Genomic DNA, 18,056 nt, shown 5'->3' on the forward strand with positions numbered 1-18,056 from the left:
TTGGCTACTTAAAGTAAACGGCAATCGAACACGGTTAGTTATTTGCGCAGTACAGGAGAAAAACAATGGCACAGATTATTTCCGCAACGCAGTCCCGCTCTATCGGTCGCTTCGCTGGCAAGCAGGGCGCGAAGCGGGCTCACTTTCTTTTTCAGGCCCGCGAGCTATTAGATCAGGCGAGAAGCTACGCGGCGGATGGCCGCTTTGATCAGGCGCTGGAGGTGGCCTATCAGTCTGCATTGCGTACGGCTGGCGCACGGGTAGCGGTATCGGTGGTCTCTCGCCGCCGGCGCCTGCCAACGAGTGCGTGGGACCGTTTGGCTCTAGTTGGGGCCGAAGAAAAGCAGTGGGCGGAGGCTTTTAAGTCCTATTCTCGCACTCGCGCCCGGGTGGCATCTGGCTTGGATGCAACTCCGGACGAGGAGTATGTCTACGGATTAATGCAGCAGGCAGCGCAATTTTTAGATGAGAGCGAAACAGAGACGATCCTGGGTTCTTTTGCGGCATAACTGCGGCATAATCACTGTTGAGGGGAATAACTACCTTTTGGGGAACATACTGGTTACTCTGGACGTTAGTATTGGTAGAAGATATATCGGCCGAAGCCCAGTCCCTAGTTGGAGGAATAGTGTCTCTTTCTGAACAGGAGCAACGCACGCTCCGTGAAATAGAGGAATCGTTATTAGCGGACGATCCTAAATTTGGCGCTTCTGTGTCTGAATCTACCTCGATCGGCGGTTCCGGCGGCGCAGTTACCCTGCGTGGAATTGCGCTCATCGTGGTTGGTCTGTGCATGCTCGTCGGCGGCGTGGCTTTGGCGCAGCAAAGTTTGTGGTTTATTGCGCTGTCCATTGCAGGATTCCTTGTTATGTTCGCCGCTGGCGTATGGATGCTTCGTGGTGACCAACCCGCTAGCGCGGGAAAGAAAAAGTCTTCCAATGGACGGTCAAAGAAGGCAGCGTCGTCTCGCAGCAATGGAGTAGGCAGCAAGCTGGAAGAAAACTTCCGTCGGCGCTTTGAGGAGAGTTAACCGCGGACTCTTCATTTCCCCAGTCACCAGGAAGGGTGGCTGGGGATTTTTTATGGCTCACCAAAATTTCCCACTTTGTCCCACCTTTTCACCAAAACTGCGGTGCGGTGGGGGATTGTGGGTACTGGAGGGTGAATACCTGTGCAATAAGCAGGTAATGCGCTGTAAGTGGTCTATGGGGTGAAGTAACTTTGATGGTGTAGGTGGGATTAAAGGGGTGGATCTCCGGGGCTGTCAAGGCGGTCCGCGGGAATTCTGCCCACCGTAAAAACACCCCTTTAACTGCATATACTTTTTGAGTTGTTAAGAATATGGCGTTTTAAGTGGGGCATGTGGGGGAAAGTGGGGTAGAGTGGGGCGCAGCGGAGGAATGGGGTTGAAAAACTCACTTCTGCCGTGAGGGAATCCGGAGTTGTCGAGTGAGGAAGGTGGACGCCGGGATGTTTCTCGGAACCTACACTCCGAAACTTGATGACAAAGGGCGCTTAACGCTTCCTGCAAAATTTCGCGATGAACTCGCAGGTGGCCTGATGGTCACCAAGGGGCAAGACCATTCTTTGGCCGTGTACCCACGCGAGGAGTTCGCCGAACGCGCACGGAAGGCTGCGGCGGTTTCTCGAACCAATCCGGAAGCACGCGCTTTCATTCGTAACTTGGCGGCAAGCGCGGACGAACAGCGGCCCGACGGGCATGGTCGTATCACCTTGTCCGCAGGCCACCGTGAGTACGCGGGTTTGTCCAAAGAGTGCGTGGTGGTTGGCTCGGTAGATTTCCTCGAAATTTGGGATGCAGCCGCGTGGGCTGAGTATCAATCGCAAACTGAAGATGCTTATTCGGCAGCAGATGCCGATGACGTACTTGCGGGCTTGCTGTAAAAGCCCGCATCTCGAGTGCGTGTAAGGACTCTGTCCGAGGCGGATGATTCTGGTGTACTTCCCCGATATCAGAAACCTGCCTCGGACAGGGCCCTATATGCACTCGTCGTGCTTTCCACGATAGGAAGTCCTGCACAGCGGAAATAAGAAAGGGGGACGCGGGGAGACATGGCTACAACTGACCTTAATTACGATGTGGCGGATAACCACGGCCATGTGCCGGTCATGCGCGAGCGCATGGCAGAGCTCCTGCGCCCCGGGGTAGAGGCTGCGGGTTCGCAGACTGTGCTTGTCGATGCCACCCTGGGTGCCGGCGGCCACAGCGAGTACTTCCTCCAGACCTTTCCGCAGGCGCGCGTTATCGGTGTGGACCGCGATGAGCAGGCGTTGCGCAATGCTTCGGCCAGGCTAGAGCCTTACGGCCCGCGTTTTTGTGCGGTCAATGCTCGCTTCGATGAGCTCGGCACCGCCATCGCCCAGGGCGAGGGCGAAATCTTTGATGCTGCCCGCGCCCACGGAATCGCGGGGGCCCTCTTTGATTTGGGCGTTTCTTCCATGCAGCTGGATCAGGCAGAGCGCGGCTTTGCCTATAAGACGGATGCGCCGCTGGATATGCGGATGGATCCCAGCCACGGGCTTACCGCCGCTGACGTACTCAATACGTATTCGCACGGAGACTTAGCACGGATTCTCAAGACCTATGGCGACGAGCGCTTCGCGGGCAAGATTGCCTCCGCAGTACTCAAGGAGCGCGAGAAGGAACCATTTAGCACCTCAGGCCGCTTGGTTGAGCTTCTTTACTCGACCATTCCGGCGGCAACGCGCCGCACGGGCGGGCATCCGGCAAAGCGCACGTTCCAAGCGCTGCGGGTAGAGGTAAACCGCGAGCTGGAGGCCATTGAAAATGTGCTCCCCGTGATTACCAGTGCGCTTTCTATTGGGGCGCGCGCGGTCTTTATGAGCTACCAGTCCTTAGAAGACCGCCTTGTGAAGGCAGCATTCAAGGATCTTTCTACGTCCACCACGCCAGCCGGCTTGCCGATGGACCTGCCGGGCACCGCACCGGAATTCGCCACGGTTACCCGTGGGGCCGAAAAGGCATCGCAGGCGGAAGTAGAAGAAAATTCCCGCGCCGCGTCGGTGCGCGTGCGCGCCCTAGAACGGCTCGAAGGCACGCCAGAATTTTTACCCCCGGGAGGCAAGAAATGAGCACCATCCCACGCCGAAACCAGCACTTAACGGATAGCCGCGACAGAGAGGCCACTCGCAGCATGGGCGCCAGCCGAGACTTCACCACCGGAATCGACACGGGAGCGCCGACCGCAGTGCGCGAGCGCACCTCCACTAGGGCCGCCGGTAAAACGGCGCGCCGCACGGCCCCTAGCCGTACCCGGGTTCCACACCGTGGAGCAAACCGGCTTGGTTCGAAGCAGGTCGTCAGTTTCCGCGGACGGCGGCTGCAACAGCAGACGAAGCAGAATAATGCTTTTGCCCGCGTTGCCGTCTTGGCCGTTACCTTGCTCATTGGCGGGGTCGTGCTGGCCATGTGGCTTTCTGGTTTGTCCACCTCACAGACGTTTAAAATCCAGCAGCTGACGGTGCAGGAATCGCAGTTGGATAACCAGATTGAATCGCTGAACCGTGATGCAGAAAACTTGAGCTCCTCTGCGGATATTGCCCGCCGCGCGGATGAATTGGGCATGGCCGTGCCCAAGCAACCCGGCGTGACTGAGGTAGGCGGGGATGGCGAGATCGTCGCCAAGCGCGAAGGCACTCCGGATACGGAAAAGCTTATCGATGTCAACGGTGAACCCATCCGCCCGGGCCAAGCCTCAAGTGACCCGAAGGATACGGAGGGAATGTCTGATTCCCTCAACGCCGTGCCGCGCGGGCAGCAGCAAAATGCCCGCGGCAACGACACGGACGAGGAGCGGGATGAGCACCGCGGCAGCGATGACGACGATAACAACGATAACGCTAGCGATACTCGCCCCAACCTTCCCGCCCGCGCGCCGTACACCAGCCAGGACGATTAAACGGACAGAATAAGTGGTGAAATTCTCTGTGCTCGCGCGTGGTAGCGCGGGCACTGCCCATCTTGTAGGGCACAATCGATACACGCAACAACCTGTGGCGGCGAAGGGAAGGTGACTGAGCACCGTGACTGCACCGAATAATGGTGGCAACCGTGGATACCGTCCGCGGCCGCGCCGCGCTGCTAGCTCTGTTGTGCCCCAAAAAGCGATCATGCGCCAGCGCCTGCGCATCATTTTGACCTGCGTTGTCGTCGCCACCGTCGCTTTGGGCGGCCGCCTTGCGTGGGTACAATTGGTCTGGGGCCCAGACCTTGCGGCGAAGGCTGTTACCCAGCGCGAACGCGTCTACATCGATCCGGCCCGCAGGGGAGAGGTCCTAGACCGGGATGGCCAGCGATTGGCCTATACAATGAAGTCTCGTTCCTTGACTGTCTCTCCCACGCGCCTGCGCGATGAGCTCAAAGAGCAGGCGAAAATGGAAGCCACGTCCGAGGGGAAACTCGAGGACATGGATGACAGCAAAAAAGATGAGTACCTCACCAAACAAATGGAGGACAAGCTGAAGGAGATGGCTGAGGGCATCCCGAAGATGATTGAGGATTCGGGTGCCTCTGCCTCCAAGGTGGATGCGGGCGATATTAAAAACAAGCTCAAGGCCGATACGCAGTACGAGGTCTTGGTTCGCAATGTGGATCCGGATGTTGCAGTAGAGATTTCCAATAAGTACCACGGTGTGGCGGCTGACCGGCAGGATATCCGCCAGTACCCGAATGGAGCGATTGCAGAAAACGTCGTGGGCAAGGTCTCGATGGATGGCCACGGCCAGTTTGGCTTTGAGGCGGCCCGCGATACCGAGCTGACCGGTATCGATGGGCAGTCAACGGAGGATGTCTCGGCCGATGGGCAGGTCATCCCCGGCACGCTGCGCGACGTCGTGGATGCCGTTGACGGCCGTGATGTCACCCTCACCCTGGATTTGGATTTGCAGACGTACGTCCAGCAAAAGCTGGAAAAGGCCAAGGCCAATTCGCAGGCGGAAGGTGCCGAGGCAGTAGTGCTTGATGCCGCGACGGGCCAGGTGCTCGCCATGGCCAATACCGATACGGTGGATCCGAATAAGAATATCGAAGACCAGCTCAAAGAGGGCAAGGACTTCGAGAACCGCAGCATTTCCCACCCCTATGAGCCCGGTTCCGTTGCCAAGATAGTGACGGCGGCAGCGGCGTTGCAGGAGGGCATCACCACTCCGGATGAAGTGCACCAAGTGCCGGGCTCCATCGATATGGCTGGCGTGACCGTCAATGATGCCTGGAATCACGGCACCGAGCCGTATACCACCACCGGCATCTTTGGTAAGTCCTCCAACGTGGGTACCTTGATGATCGCGGATAAACTCGGACCGGAGAAATATGCGGAGTACCTGAAGAAGTTTGGCTTGGGCGGTAACACGGGCATTGAGCTGCCGAATGAATCCGCCGGCACAGTGCCAGATCAAGAGCAGTGGTCGGGCGGCACCTTTGCCAATCTGCCTATTGGCCAGGGCCAGGCGTGGACGACGTTGCAGATGGCGAGCGTGTACCAAGCATTGGCCAACGGCGGCGAGCGCATCGAACCGCGCATCATCGACGAGATCAAAGATCCCGATGGCGAGACGGAAAAGCTGCCCGAGCCGAAGAAGACCCAGGTAGTGGACAAGGAAACCGCTAAGACCGCGGTGGATATGTTCCGCGCCGTCTTCCAAGACGACGATGCCGGCGTGCAAAACGGCACGGCCGCGAATGCGCAATTGGATGGCTACCAGCTCTCCGGCAAGACCGGTACCGCGCAGAAGGTGGACCCGAATTCAGGGGCGTATTCTAATTCCGCGTACTGGATTACCTTCGCGGGCATTGCGCCTGCCGATGACCCACGTTTCGTCGTCGCAGTCATGCTCGATGAGCCCAAGTCCGGCGTGGAAGACAATGGCGGCGGCGGCCAGTCCGCAGCCCCCATCTTCCGGGATATCTCTTCCTGGCTGCTCAATCGCGACAATATTCCCACCTCGACACCAGCGCCGCGGATGACCCTGCGGGAACAATAGGAGCTTGAAATGTCTGTTTCCTTAGAAAAACTTGCGCAGCTTTCGCACGGACGCGTCATCGGTGATGGCACCGTTGAGATCAGCGCGTGCGGCTTGGATTCCGCTAGCCTTCCCGAGGGCGCGTTATTTGCGGCCCTTCCCGGCACGCGCGTGCACGGTGCGCAGTTCGTCGGGGATACCAAGGCAGGCGCGGTGCTTACCGATGCCGCCGGGCTCGACCACCTCCGTCAGGCTAACGAGGCCCGCCCGATTATCGTCGTGGACGATATCCGCGCCGTCCTAGGTCCCATCGCGGCAGAAATTTATGGGCACCCCACCCGCGATCTCACGGTCTTCGGTATTACCGGCACCTCCGGCAAGACCACGACTAGTTACTTGCTGGAAGCTGGCCTCTTGCAGGCTGGCCACTCCGTCGGACTTATCGGCACCACCGGCACCCGCATCAATCGCACGCCGGTGCCCACCTCCTTGACCACGCCGGAAGCCCCACGTCTGCAAGAGCTTTTCGCCCGCATGAAAGACGAGGGGGTCACCCACGTGGTCATGGAGGTCTCCTCCCACGCTTTGGAGCTCGGCCGTGTGCGCGGCACCAACTTTGCCGTGGCTGGATTCAGCAACCTAAGCCAGGACCACCTGGATTTCCATCCCACGATGGAGGAATACTTTTCGGCCAAGTCCCGGCTGTTCCTAGGTGAGCAGGCCGCCCAGCGCGCGGTCATCTGCGTTGACGATGAATGGGGCGAGCGCCTCCGCGGAAAGATAGAAGACGCCGGTTCTCCGGTTACGACGGTGGCAACGCGTACAGGCGATGCCACGATCTCCGCCCGGCAGACGGCTACCGAGGCGACTGGTGCACAGGAGGTTGACCTCAACCTAGACGGCACCGACTATTCCTTCCGGCTACCGCTGCCCGGCGAATTCAATATCGCCAATGCCGCGCTCGCCCTAGGGATGGCTACTGCGGTGGGCGAAGACCCGCAGGTCTTTTTGACCGGCGTGGAAAACGTCGCCGTTCCGGGGCGTATGGAAAGGATCGACCGCGGGCAGGACTTTGTGGCCGTGGTGGATTATGCCCACAAGCCCGCGGCCATTGCCGCGGTGCTCGATACCCTGCGCCTGCAATTGGAGGGCACCTCCGGGCGCGTGGGCGTCGTCGTGGGCGCCGGCGGTGATCGCGATAGCACCAAGCGGCCGATTATGGGAGAGGCTGCGGCCACCCGGGCGGATCTTACGGTGGTGACCGATGATAACCCGCGCACCGAGGACCCAGCCGCTATCCGCGCGGCGGTCATTGAAGGCGCTCGCCAGGCCGCGCCGGATGCCGATATTCGGGAGCAGGGCTCGCGGGCACGCGCCATCGATGAAGTGGTGAATTGGGCGCAGCCGGGCGATGCCATCATCGTCGTCGGCAAGGGCCACGAGGTAGGCCAACTCGTCGGCGAGCGCACGCTGCACTTTGATGACCGAGAGGAAATGGCGCGCGCCATTGAGGAAAAGCTGGCAGGAACAGCGCATCGCGATACTCTTAGGGATACGAAGGAGTAGTAATGATTCCACTTTCTATTGGAGATATCGCCGCGATAACCGGCGGTAGCCTGGATAGCGTCGATGATCCCGATGAGCGCGTGACCGGTTTCGTGGAGTTTGACTCGCGCAAGGTCACCAGCGGCAGCTTGTTCGTAGCCCTGCCCGGTGCCCGCGTCGATGGCCATGATTTTGCAGAAAAAGCCATAGAACAAGGCGCCGTGGCCGTGCTGGCCGCTCGGCCGGTGGGGGTACCGGCGGTCATCGTCAAGCCGCAGGGCCGCGTGACCGGTGATTCCGCGAATGCGGATATTTATGCCAACGACGAGGATGGTTCCGCCGCTGCCGTGATTGGCGCATTATCCGATCTCGCGCGCGAGGTGACCTCCCGCCTCGCCGCGGAGCAGGGCTTGGATATCGTCGGCGTTACCGGCTCCGCGGGCAAGACCTCTACCAAGGATTTGCTGGCCACCATCTTCCGCGCCGAGGGCGAAACCGTCGCCCCGCCCGGCTCCTTCAATAACGAGGTGGGCCTTCCCTATACCGCCCTGCGCTGCGATGAGCATACGCGCTTCCTCGTGGCGGAGATGTCCGCACGCGGGATTGGCCATATTCGCCACTTGACCGAAATTACGGCCCCTACGGTGGGCGTGGTGCTCAACGTAGGCACCGCCCACCTGGGTGAGTTTGGCTCGCGCGAAAATATCGCTCAAGCAAAGGGCGAGCTCATTGAAGCCCTGCCCTCCGCAGCAGACGGCGGGGTAGCGGTGCTGAATGCGGACGATCCCTTCGTGGCTTCTATGGCACCGCGCACGCAGGCCAAGGTGGTATTTTATTCCGCCAATCGCCCACAAGCCGCGGATGCGCAGTACTACGCAACAGACATCGAGCTTGACGATGTCGCCCGCCCGTCCTTTACCTTCCACGCCCCCGACGTTGCGCCGATGGAGATCAAACTGCAGGTCTTTGGCAAGCACCAGGTCTCCAACGCCCTGGCCGCGGCCGCAGCGGCCATCGAATCGGGCGTGGAACCTGCGCTCGTCGCCCGAGCGCTAAGTGGCCACCAGACGAGCTCGGCGCACCGTATGGACGTGCGCACCCGCCACGATGGCGTCACCGTCATCGATGATTCCTATAATGCCAACCCGGATTCGATGCACGCGGCGATTGCCGCCTTGGCCTATACCTCCGCGGCCCGGCCCGATGCCCGCTCCATCGCGGTGCTCGGTGAGATGGGCGAGCTTGGCGGCGAGGCCGTCGAAGCCCACCGCATCCTAGGATCAGTGCTCTCGAAGTACCACGTGGATCATCTCGTCGCGGTAGGAGAAGGTGCCCATACCGTCGCCATGGTGGATGCCGCGCACGCGCACGGCATCCAGACTGAACTTTGCCCCGATATCGAGGCCGCGACCGCGGCCGTGGAAAATATCTTGCGGGTAGCCCCTGCTGGGGTGGAGGACTGGTCCGCGCGCGCGGCCAAGGACGTCGTCCTCGTGAAATCCTCGAATGCCCAGCGCCTGTGGCGCGTGGCAGAACAGCTCAATCGCCGTTAGTCCCTATCTCAAGGAGAAAGATCTCTAGCAATGACTCAGATCATTATCGCGGGCGTCGTTAGTTTCCTCGTCGCGATTTTTACCACCCCAGTTTTGGTTCGGTATTTTTCTGGCGTCGGAAAAGGCCAAGAAATCCGCGAAGACGGCCCGCAGCTCCACCTGCGCAAGCGGGGAACCCCGACGATGGGCGGACTGGCGATCCTGCTGGCCATCACCGTGGCCTACCTCATCGTGGGAATCTATGCCCGCGCGACAGGCAACGGTGGATTTAGCCCCTCTGGGCTATTGGTCTACTTCTTGACCATGGGACTCGGCGGACTGGGTTTTGCCGATGACTTCATCAAGCTGTTTAAAAAGCGCAACCTCGGACTTAATAAAACAGCCAAGCTGGTAGGCCAGCTGGCCATCGCGCTCATCTTCGGCATCCTCGCCCTACAATTCCCGGATGCCAATGGGCTGACCCCCGCCTCGACGAACCTTTCCTTCGTCCGCGATTTCGACACCTTCGATATCGCCGTCGGCGGCGCCGTTATTGGCACGATCATCTTCTTGGTCTTTTTGTACCTGCTCATCGCCGCGTGGTCGAATGCGGTCAACCTGACCGATGGCCTCGACGGTCTGGCGGCAGGTACCACGGCAATGGTGATGGGCGCCTATACGCTCATTAGCTTCTGGCAGTTCCGCAACTCGTGCTCGATTTCCCCGGCCGCCGGCTGCTACGAGGTCCGCGATCCCTTGGACCTTGCGGTTCTCGCTGCCGCGGGCCTGGGCGGCTGCCTCGGCTTCCTGTGGTGGAATGCCGCACCGGCGAAGATCTTCATGGGCGATACCGGTTCGCTCGCGCTCGGTGGCCTCGTCGCCGGCCTGTCTGTGACCACCCGCACCGAGCTGCTGATGATCGTCATCGGCGCCATCTTTGTTATCGAGACGGTCTCCGTAGTCATCCAGATCGTGGTCTTCCGCACGACGGGCAAGCGCTTTTTCCGCATGGCTCCCATTCACCACCACTTTGAAAACGGCGGCTGGGCCGAAACCGCGGTTGTCACCCGTTTCTGGCTGCTTAGCGCGATGGCCGCCATGGCGGGCATCTGCATCTTCTACGGCGATTGGCTCTCTGCAGTGAGCTTCGGAAACCTGCAATAAATCTTTGGCACTAGATATTTAAGGATTGAGGCACTCATCATGGCTGAGCTACCACCTTTTCTGCGCGGGCGCGTCCTTGTAGCAGGAGCCGGCGTTTCTGGCCGCGGGTGCGTGGCGATGCTCGCGAGCCTCGGCGTAGACACCACCGTCGCCGATTCCAACGCAGCGGCCCTATCGACCTTGGAGGAAGAGTTCGGCGTAGCGACGGTATCAACCGACGCTCCAGCACCGGGTGAGTATGACCTGGTGGTGACCTCGCCGGGGTGGCGGCCCGATTCCGCCCTCTTAGACTCCTTCCAGGCCGCCGGCGTGGAGGTCATTGGCGATGTCGAGTTGGCCTACCGCCTCGACCGCGCCGAGGTTTTCGGCCCGAAGCGCACCTGGCTTGTCGTCACTGGCACGAATGGAAAGACCACCACCACGGGGATGCTGACCAAGATTATGCAGGCCGATACCGCCCGCAGCGGGCTGCGCGCCCAAGCCGTGGGCAATATTGGGGTCTCCCTTTTTGATGCCCTGACCGCCACCCCGCGGGTTGACGTGCTGTGCGCCGAGCTTTCGTCCTTCCAATTGCACTGGTCCAGCGAGCTACGCCCCGATGTTGGTGTCTTACTCAACGTGGCCGAAGACCACCTGGATTGGCACGGTTCCTTCGAGGCTTATGCCTGTGCCAAGGCCAAGGCCCTGCACGGCACCCGCGCCGTGGTGGGCAAGGACGATGCCGCGGCGGGCCGCTACGCCAAAGGAATCGACGGCGTATACGGCTTTACCGCCGGCGAACCGGCCGCAGGCGAGGTAGGGGTGAGCGCCGGGCGCTTGGTCTCCAGGCTGGACGGCGAGGACGCCATTGATCTCGCCTCCGCCGAGGGAATCGAGCCGGCCGGCCTTGCGGGAGTCCTCGACGCGGCGGCGGCCGCGAGCGTGGCGCGGTTGGCGGGCGCCAGCTCCGCCGCCATACAGGAAGGCCTGGCCGCCTATGCGGTGGCCGGCCACCGCGGCGCCGTGGTGCACGAGCACGACGGGATTTCTTATATCGATAATTCCAAGGCCACCAACCCACACGCGGCCGATGCCGCCCTAGAGGGATTCGACTCCGTTGTCTGGGTCGCCGGCGGGCAGCTCAAGGGCGCGGACGTGGATGAGCTCATCGCCACCCACGCCGCACGGTTGAAGGCGGCGGTACTGGTGGGCATCGATAAGAGCATCATCGCGGAAGCACTGGCGCGCCGCGCCCCGCAAACCCCGGTTGAGCTCATCGAGGTCACCGACCCACAGGCGGCGATGAACGCGGCCGTGCGGACCGCCGCGCAACACGCCGAGGCCGGCGATACCGTCCTCTTGGCGCCGGCTGCGGCATCGTTGGATATGTACACCGGAATGGCCCAACGCGGCGACCTTTTTGCCGCAGCGTCGCGGAATATCGCCCGCGCTGATTAGACCTTTTTAAAAATTAGGAGACTTCATGACAGCCACCTCCCCGCAGCGCCCCCGCGCAAAGAGCATGCGCGAACGCATTAATGACGTGCGCGAACAAGCCCGCCAGCAGGCCGGGCTGGATTATCAGCTGCTGCGCCTGATTATCTTCTCGCTCATCGGCATTGGCGTGGTCATGGTCTTTTCCTCGTCCATGGCCACGTCGCTGACAGAAGATGGCGGCGTGTGGAACCAAGCGCTGCGGCAAACTGCCATGGTCATCATCGGCTTGGGCGCGTTCTGGCTCGGCCTGAAGGTGTCCCCGCAGACGCTGCGCAAATTCATCCCGTGGCTTTTGGCCCTTTCCATCTTGTTGCTGATCGCGGTGCTCATCCCGGGCGTTGGTACCGGCCGCGAGGAGGTGGGTTCCCAGTCGTGGATCTACGTCGGTCCGATTTCCCTGCAGCCGTCCGAGCTCGCGCGCATCACGGTAGGCATGTTCGGTGCCTCGGTCTTGGCGGATAAGGAACATCATTCCCTCAAGCTCTCGGACCCGTTCATGATGTACTCGCTCATCGCTGGTTTAATGTTCCTGCTCATCGTGGGGCAGGGCGACTTGGGCATGGCCTTGTCCTTTGCCCTGGTTGTGGTCTTCACGCTCTTTTTCGCCGGCGTGAACCGGCGCGTGCCCATCATCATCGGCATCCTGTGTGCGCTGGGCTTGGTCGCCGTCTTCCTCATCGGCGGCTTCCGCTCCCACCGTTTCCACACCTATTTCGATGCCCTCTTTGGCAATATTTCCGATACCCAGGGTACGGGCTTTCAGTCTTACCAGGGCTTTCTTTCGCTTGCCGATGGCGGCTTCTGGGGCGTCGGCCTCGGCCAATCGCGCGCCAAGTGGTTCTACCTGCCAGAAGCCAAGAACGACTTCATCTTCGCCATCGTGGGCGAGGAGCTCGGCCTGTGGGGCGGCGCGCTGGTGATCTTCCTCTTCGCTGCCTTGGGTTATGTGGGGCTGCGCACGGCGACCCGCGCGCAGAATCAGTATCAATCCCTGCTGGCTGCGACGCTGACTATCGGCGTGGTGACCCAGGCGTTTATCAATATCGCCTATGTCGTGGGCCTGCTGCCGGTGACCGGTATCCAGCTGCCGATGATTTCTGCGGGTGGCACGGCCGCGATTATCACGATTGGCTCAATGGGCATTTTGTGCAACGTCGCACGCCACGAGCCGATGCAGATCTCTGCGATGCAGAACTTTGGGCGGCCACTGTTTGATCGCCTCTTTTTCATCGGTGAGCCGCAGCCGCCCGCAGCCCGGAAACAGAAATCGCGGGGCCGACACGCCCAGCCGCAGGAGGCACGTCCGCGGGTGCGCGATGAGCGCTACGGCCGGCCGGTGACCGGAAGTGGGCGGAGGTATCCGCGCGCCGAGCACCGCCCGAGGCGGTAGGCGCTGGTAGCCTTTAGGCTATGAATTCCACGCCATTTTCCGTCGTCCTTGCAGGTGGCGGCACTGCAGGACATATTGAGCCCGCCCTTGCCGTCGGTGAAGCTTTGCGCGAGCGCTACGGCGCTCGGATTACTGCATTAGGGACAGAAAAGGGGCTGGAAAGCGATATTATTCCCGCCCGCGGCGTGGACCTGCGCCTGATTACCCCCGTGCCGATTCCCCGCAAGGTGAGCACCAACCTAGCCAAGCTGCCAGTCAAGCTTGCACGCTCTGTGCGCCAAGCGAGGAAGGTCTTAAAGGACGTCGAGGCCGATGTCGTCTTCGGCACCGGAGGTTACGTTTCCGGGCCCGCCTATATCGCGGCGAAGACTTTGGGCATTCCTTTCTACGTCCTCGAGACCAATGCTCTAGCAGGCATGGCCAATAAGCTGGGAGTCAAGCTCGGCGGCATCGGCCTGAACGCCCACGCCAATTCGGGCATGGAGGGCGAGGTCATCGGCATCCCTGTGCGCCCAAGCCTAGCCGCGGCTGCTGCGGATAAGGACGGGAATACCGCCGCGGATGCCCGCACGAAGTGGGATTTGGCGGAGCTGCCCACCATCTTGATTACTGGCGGTTCTCAGGGCGCGGCCAGCATCAACGGGGCTGTGGCGGGCGCTGCGGAGGACCTCACCAAGGACTTCCAGCTCCTGCACGCCTATGGAAAGAAAAACGATCCGCCTAAACCGTACCCGAACTACGCCGCTCTGCCGTATATCGATGACATGGCCGGCGCGCTGGCCGCAGCGGACCTTGTGGTGTGCCGTTCGGGTGCGATGACGGTGGCTGAGGTTACCGCCGCGGGCCTTCCCGCCATCTACATCCCGCTGCCGCACGGCAATGGAGAGCAAGCCTTGAATTCGCGCGAAATGGTAGAGGCCGGCGCTGCGGTGCAGATTCCCGATGCCGAGTTGGGGTCCGAGCGCCTTATCGAAGAGGTCCGCGCCATCCTCGATACCCCAGAGCGCCTGGAATCCATGTCGCGGGCCGCAGACCAGTCCACGGCGGGGGATGCGGCGCATATCATCGCTGACCGCATCGCCACCCGCGTGCAGGACGCAGAACTGCAGGTAGGAAAGAAGGACAAGTAAATGACCGATCCCGCACAGTACGATCTTAGCCGCGTCCACCTCATCGGCATCGGCGGCTCCGGAATGTCGGGGCTTGCCCGCATCTTGGCCGCTCGCGGCGCCGTCGTTACTGGCTCCGACGTGAAGGACTCCACCCCGGTGGAGGTATTGCGCTCCATGGGCGCCAAGGTAGCCATCGGCCACGCTGCGGAAAACCTCAAGCTTTCCGGCGAGCTGCCTACCACCGTCGTGACCTCCTTCGCGGCGATTCCGCAGGATAACCCGGAGCTCGTCGCCGCGCGGGAGAATAATATTCCGCTCATACGGCGCTCGGATCTGCTCGCCGCGCTGATGGAGGGACATACTCAGGTGCTGCTGGCGGGCACGCACGGCAAGACCTCGACGACCTCAATGGCCGTGAGCGCCATACAGCACGCGGGGCTGGATCCCTCCTTTGCCATCGGTGGCCAGCTCAACCGCGCTGGTACCAATGCACACGGTGGCACCGGCGAGGTCTTTGTTGCCGAGGCCGATGAGTCCGATGCCTCGCTCTTGCGCTATAGCCCCGATATCGCCGTTATCACAAACGCAGAGCCGGACCACCTTGACTATTTCCACTCTGCGGACGCCTATTTCAAGGTCTTTGCGGACTTCGCGGACTTGGTCACCCCGGATACCGGTTACCTCGTCGTGTGCGCGGAGGACGAGCATGCCGCCGAGATCGGTGAGCAGGCACTTAGCCGCGGCATCAACGTCATCGGCTATGGCGGCGCGGAGAAAGCGCGTACCACCTCCGTGCCGCTTGCCGCAACGCTGACCGCAGAAGAGACCACTGCCGCCGGCATGGCGTGTACCGTGCAGCTTTCCCTGCTCGGCGTGGAGGAATCCGTGAGCTACCAGCTGCAGATCCCCGGCCACCACATGGTGCTCAACTCCATGGCTGCGCTTATCGCCGGCGTGTTATCGGGCGGCGATCCCAGCACCATTGCGGAGGGGCTCGCGGATTTCAGCGGCGTGCGCCGCCGCTTTGAGTACCGGGGCAGCGTGGACTGGCAGGGCGGTAGCGTCCGCGTCTTCGATGATTATGCCCACCATCCCACCGAGGTTGCCGCGGTGCTGCGGGCCGCGCGCGCCAAGGTTGCGGCCGAGGGCAATGGCGGGCGCGTCATCGCCTGTTTCCAGCCGCACCTGTACTCGCGCACCATGGAATTCGACGCCGAGTTTGCGCAGGCGCTTGCGCTTGCCGATGCCGCCGTTGTACTCGATATCTACGGCGCCCGCGAGCAACCCGTGGAAGGCATTACCTCGCGCATTATCACCAATAAGATGCCGGAAGAGATGGAGGTTATCTTTGAGCCAGACTTTTCCGCCGCAGCCAAGGACGTGGTCTCCATCGCACAGCCGGGCGATATCATCTTGACCATCGGCGCCGGTTCCATCACCCTCGTGGCCGCGGAAATTCTCGATGAATTGCGGGCCCACTAGTGCGGGTGTCGAAGAAGCTTATTTTCGGCATCGTCGGTGGCCTGCTCGCCCTCGTGCTGCTGGTGGGCATCGCGGTGTGGGCGCTGCCCATCTTTAAGGTGAAAAACTTTGAGGTAGAAGGCGTGCACCAACTCGATGCCGCCCAGGTGCAGGAGGCCGCCGGAGTCCCCGAGGGAGAAAACCTTTTGCGGGTGGACGCGCACGCGGCCGCCAGTAGCGTTGCGAGCCTGGACTGGGCGGATTCGGTGACGGTCTCGCGCGACCTGCCATCGACATTGACGATATCCGTGCAGGAACACAAGCCCGTCGCCTTCGTAAAGCGAGACGACACCACTTTCCTCATCGATGACAAGGGGGAGGAGTTTACCTCCGCAGAGCCTCCTGAAGGTGCGGTGGAGCTTACCGGGGACATCGACAGTGGCTCCTCCGAGGCCCAAGGCGCGGTGGCTGCCATTGCTGCGCTTCCTGATGACGTCCGCCACCAAGTCGCCACCCTCGAAGTCACCGATTCCTATTCCTTGCAGTTCACCACCAAAGATGATCGCCGCATTTTCTGGGGAGCCAGCGATAAAAATAACGATGATAAGGCCCGCGCCTTCGCCACCGTGCTGAAGATGGAGGGCCAAGAATGGAATATCTCTAACCCTGAACTGGTCACTACCCGCGGATAGGGTAGATACCTCGGTGGAAGCTGAGATAGACCCGAAAAATTCCCTGCCGCGCCGCGCCCCAAGCGTATGCGCTGCAGGGTCTTTTAATTTCTCTTTCGGGTGGTGTCAGTGGTGCGGAAGTGGCGGACAAAACCGCAGGCCAGCAACCCTAAAGTGGTACTTGAGAGTCCCGACACGCGTAAAATGAGCATGAAAATTACAGGTGTGTCGTTAAAGATGGAGGGGAACGCGATTCACGCTCGTGAAGCGCATACAATCCTCGTTTAATGCACGTGCAGACTTAAAGTAGCGAAAGGTGAGACCTGCTCACATGATCTCTTCCAACAACAATCTCGCGGATATCAAGGTCGTCGGCGTCGGCGGTGGCGGCGTCAACGCCGTGAACCGCATGATCGAAGAAGGCCTGAAGGGCGTCCAATTCGTCGCCATCAACACCGACTCCCAGGCGCTGATTTTCTCCGATGCCGATACCAAGCTCGACATCGGCCGCGAGGCCACCCGCGGGTTGGGCGCAGGCGCCAACCCTGAGGTGGGCAAGACCTCTGCGGAAGACCACAAGTCCGAAATCGAGGACGCCCTGCAGGGCTCCGATATGGTCTTCGTTACCGCCGGCGAGGGCGGCGGCACCGGTACGGGTGCCGCTCCTGTTGTGGCTTCCATCGCGAAGAAGATGGGCGCGTTGACCGTGGGTGTTGTCACCCGCCCCTTCAAGTTCGAGGGTGCGCGCCGTACCCGCCAGGCCATGGCCGGCATCGAGGAGCTGCGCGAGGTCTGCGATACCCTCATCGTTATCCCCAATGACCGCCTGATGCAGCTCGGTGGGGAAGAGCTTTCCATCGTGGAAGCCTTCCGCGCGGCCGATGAGGTCCTCCACAATGGTGTCCAGGGTATTACCAACCTGATCACCATCCCGGGCATGATCAACGTCGACTTTGCTGACGTTCGCTCCGTCATGTCTGACGCCGGTTCCGCGCTGATGGGCATCGGCTCCGCACGGGGCGATAACCGCGCCATGACCGCCGCCGAGCAGGCCATCAACTCGCCGCTATTGGAATCCACGATGGAAGGCGCCAAGGGCGTGCTGCTTTCCATCGCCGGCGGCTCCGACCTGGGCCTGCACGAGGTCAATTCCGCGGCCTCCATGGTCGAAGAACGCGCCGATGAAGACGTCAACCTCATCTTCGGCACCATCATTGATGACACCTTGGGCGATGAAATCCGCATCACCATCATCGCCACCGGTTTCGACGCCGAGGCCAATGCCGCCCAGGCAGCATCGGGTAAGCGCGCCTCCGAGCAGCGCAAGCCCGGCTCGCTCTTTGATAACCGCGACCGCGAGTCCGGAAACTCCGCCACCCCGGCGCCCGCGCAGCCCGCCGCCGATGACTACGCACCGCGCCACTCCTATGAGCCGCGCGCCGGCCAGGGTGGCGTGGAGGATCGCCGCGCTGATGAGCGCCGCGTAGACGATCGCCGCTACGACGACCGCCGCGTGGAAGAACGCCGCCCCGAGGAGCGCCGCAGCGAGTCTGGCGGCCTGTTCACCAACTCCGATCGCTTCCGCGAGGAGCGTCGCGAAGACTACCGCCTGTCTCGGCCAAGTCAGCGCCGCGATGATGATGGCGACGACGATCTCGATGTGCCGTCCTTCATGCGCTAAGCGCAAACCGCTACGCTGGTGTGC

The 18,056-nt window shown here is 61.3% G+C and carries 15 protein-coding genes; all 15 read left to right on the plus strand.

The features are described from left to right. The first annotated feature begins 65 nt into the window (after nucleotides 1-65). The 15 genes from ABRP93_RS06225 (at nucleotide 66) to ftsZ (ending at nucleotide 18,032) form a co-directional block, all read left to right on the plus strand. Nucleotides 66-509 carry an SAV_6107 family HEPN domain-containing protein gene (locus ABRP93_RS06225; RefSeq protein WP_023023092.1) on the plus strand — a complete coding sequence of 148 codons (444 nt, stop codon included), beginning with the start codon at nucleotides 66-68 and terminating at the stop codon, nucleotides 507-509. A gap of 119 nt (nucleotides 510-628) precedes the next feature. Beyond that, on the plus strand, nucleotides 629-1,030 hold the full coding sequence (locus ABRP93_RS06230; RefSeq protein WP_023023090.1) for a DUF3040 domain-containing protein: 402 nt from the start codon (nucleotides 629-631) through the stop codon (nucleotides 1,028-1,030). Between the two features lie 440 nt (nucleotides 1,031-1,470). Beyond that, nucleotides 1,471-1,905: a division/cell wall cluster transcriptional repressor MraZ gene (gene mraZ / locus ABRP93_RS06235; RefSeq protein ID WP_034654127.1), complete on the plus strand. Its 435-nt coding sequence runs from the start codon at nucleotides 1,471-1,473 to the stop codon at nucleotides 1,903-1,905. Nucleotides 1,906-2,073: 168 nt separating this feature from the next. After that, nucleotides 2,074-3,114, plus strand: a complete 1,041-nt coding sequence (gene rsmH / locus ABRP93_RS06240) for a 16S rRNA (cytosine(1402)-N(4))-methyltransferase RsmH (RefSeq protein WP_349887298.1) — start codon at nucleotides 2,074-2,076, stop codon at nucleotides 3,112-3,114. Next, nucleotides 3,111-3,941 (plus strand): cell division protein FtsL, encoded by an 831-nt coding sequence (gene ftsL / locus ABRP93_RS06245; protein WP_023023083.1) that lies wholly within the window; start codon nucleotides 3,111-3,113, stop codon nucleotides 3,939-3,941. The genes rsmH and ftsL overlap by 4 nt, the downstream gene beginning before the upstream one ends. A gap of 211 nt (nucleotides 3,942-4,152) precedes the next feature. Further along, nucleotides 4,153-6,021: a peptidoglycan D,D-transpeptidase FtsI family protein gene (locus ABRP93_RS06250; RefSeq protein WP_349887311.1), complete on the plus strand. Its 1,869-nt coding sequence runs from the start codon at nucleotides 4,153-4,155 to the stop codon at nucleotides 6,019-6,021. A 9-nt stretch (nucleotides 6,022-6,030) separates the two neighbouring features. Further along, nucleotides 6,031-7,566 carry a UDP-N-acetylmuramoyl-L-alanyl-D-glutamate--2,6-diaminopimelate ligase gene (locus tag ABRP93_RS06255; protein WP_349887299.1) on the plus strand — a complete coding sequence of 512 codons (1,536 nt, stop codon included), beginning with the start codon at nucleotides 6,031-6,033 and terminating at the stop codon, nucleotides 7,564-7,566. A 2-nt stretch (nucleotides 7,567-7,568) separates the two neighbouring features. After that, nucleotides 7,569-9,098: a UDP-N-acetylmuramoyl-tripeptide--D-alanyl-D-alanine ligase gene (locus tag ABRP93_RS06260; RefSeq protein WP_023023077.1), complete on the plus strand. Its 1,530-nt coding sequence runs from the start codon at nucleotides 7,569-7,571 to the stop codon at nucleotides 9,096-9,098. Between the two features lie 30 nt (nucleotides 9,099-9,128). Then, nucleotides 9,129-10,241, plus strand: coding sequence for a phospho-N-acetylmuramoyl-pentapeptide-transferase (gene mraY, locus ABRP93_RS06265; RefSeq protein ID WP_023023075.1), 1,113 nt, complete (start codon nucleotides 9,129-9,131; stop codon nucleotides 10,239-10,241). Between the two features lie 39 nt (nucleotides 10,242-10,280). After that, nucleotides 10,281-11,678 carry a UDP-N-acetylmuramoyl-L-alanine--D-glutamate ligase gene (murD, locus tag ABRP93_RS06270; RefSeq protein WP_349887300.1) on the plus strand — a complete coding sequence of 466 codons (1,398 nt, stop codon included), beginning with the start codon at nucleotides 10,281-10,283 and terminating at the stop codon, nucleotides 11,676-11,678. 25 nt (nucleotides 11,679-11,703) lie between these two features. Next, nucleotides 11,704-13,107, plus strand: coding sequence for an FtsW/RodA/SpoVE family cell cycle protein (locus tag ABRP93_RS06275; RefSeq protein WP_023023073.1), 1,404 nt, complete (start codon nucleotides 11,704-11,706; stop codon nucleotides 13,105-13,107). Nucleotides 13,108-13,127: 20 nt separating this feature from the next. Continuing rightward, nucleotides 13,128-14,237 (plus strand): undecaprenyldiphospho-muramoylpentapeptide beta-N-acetylglucosaminyltransferase, encoded by a 1,110-nt coding sequence (gene murG / locus ABRP93_RS06280; protein WP_349887301.1) that lies wholly within the window; start codon nucleotides 13,128-13,130, stop codon nucleotides 14,235-14,237. Further along, nucleotides 14,238-15,701, plus strand: a complete 1,464-nt coding sequence (gene murC / locus ABRP93_RS06285) for a UDP-N-acetylmuramate--L-alanine ligase (protein ID WP_349887302.1) — start codon at nucleotides 14,238-14,240, stop codon at nucleotides 15,699-15,701. After that, nucleotides 15,701-16,372, plus strand: coding sequence for a cell division protein FtsQ/DivIB (locus ABRP93_RS06290; RefSeq protein ID WP_349863491.1), 672 nt, complete (start codon nucleotides 15,701-15,703; stop codon nucleotides 16,370-16,372). Before murC ends, ABRP93_RS06290 begins: the two co-directional genes overlap by 1 nt. 310 nt (nucleotides 16,373-16,682) lie before the next feature. Further along, nucleotides 16,683-18,032 (plus strand): cell division protein FtsZ, encoded by a 1,350-nt coding sequence (gene ftsZ, locus ABRP93_RS06295; protein ID WP_349863489.1) that lies wholly within the window; start codon nucleotides 16,683-16,685, stop codon nucleotides 18,030-18,032. Nucleotides 18,033-18,056: the final 24 nt, after the last annotated feature.

The organism is Corynebacterium sp. KPL2850 (assembly GCF_040225855.1).
GTDB lineage: Bacteria > Actinomycetota > Actinomycetes > Mycobacteriales > Mycobacteriaceae > Corynebacterium.

What these genes read in the sequence shown, in the direction of transcription:
- ABRP93_RS06225 (WP_023023092.1), top strand. Translation starts at nt 66, where the DNA reads ATGGCACAGATTATTTCCGCAACGCAGTCCCGCTCTATCGGTCGCTTC.
- mraZ (WP_034654127.1), top strand. Translation starts at nt 1,471, where the DNA reads ATGTTTCTCGGAACCTACACTCCGAAACTTGATGACAAAGGGCGCTTA.
- rsmH (WP_349887298.1), top strand. Translation starts at nt 2,074, where the DNA reads ATGGCTACAACTGACCTTAATTACGATGTGGCGGATAACCACGGCCAT.
- ftsL (WP_023023083.1), top strand. Translation starts at nt 3,111, where the DNA reads ATGAGCACCATCCCACGCCGAAACCAGCACTTAACGGATAGCCGCGAC.
- ABRP93_RS06250 (WP_349887311.1), top strand. Translation starts at nt 4,153, where the DNA reads ATGCGCCAGCGCCTGCGCATCATTTTGACCTGCGTTGTCGTCGCCACC.
- ABRP93_RS06255 (WP_349887299.1), top strand. Translation starts at nt 6,031, where the DNA reads ATGTCTGTTTCCTTAGAAAAACTTGCGCAGCTTTCGCACGGACGCGTC.
- ABRP93_RS06260 (WP_023023077.1), top strand. Translation starts at nt 7,569, where the DNA reads ATGATTCCACTTTCTATTGGAGATATCGCCGCGATAACCGGCGGTAGC.
- mraY (WP_023023075.1), top strand. Translation starts at nt 9,129, where the DNA reads ATGACTCAGATCATTATCGCGGGCGTCGTTAGTTTCCTCGTCGCGATT.
- murD (WP_349887300.1), top strand. Translation starts at nt 10,281, where the DNA reads ATGGCTGAGCTACCACCTTTTCTGCGCGGGCGCGTCCTTGTAGCAGGA.
- ABRP93_RS06275 (WP_023023073.1), top strand. Translation starts at nt 11,704, where the DNA reads ATGACAGCCACCTCCCCGCAGCGCCCCCGCGCAAAGAGCATGCGCGAA.
- murG (WP_349887301.1), top strand. Translation starts at nt 13,128, where the DNA reads ATGAATTCCACGCCATTTTCCGTCGTCCTTGCAGGTGGCGGCACTGCA.
- murC (WP_349887302.1), top strand. Translation starts at nt 14,238, where the DNA reads ATGACCGATCCCGCACAGTACGATCTTAGCCGCGTCCACCTCATCGGC.
- ftsZ (WP_349863489.1), top strand. Translation starts at nt 16,683, where the DNA reads ATGATCTCTTCCAACAACAATCTCGCGGATATCAAGGTCGTCGGCGTC.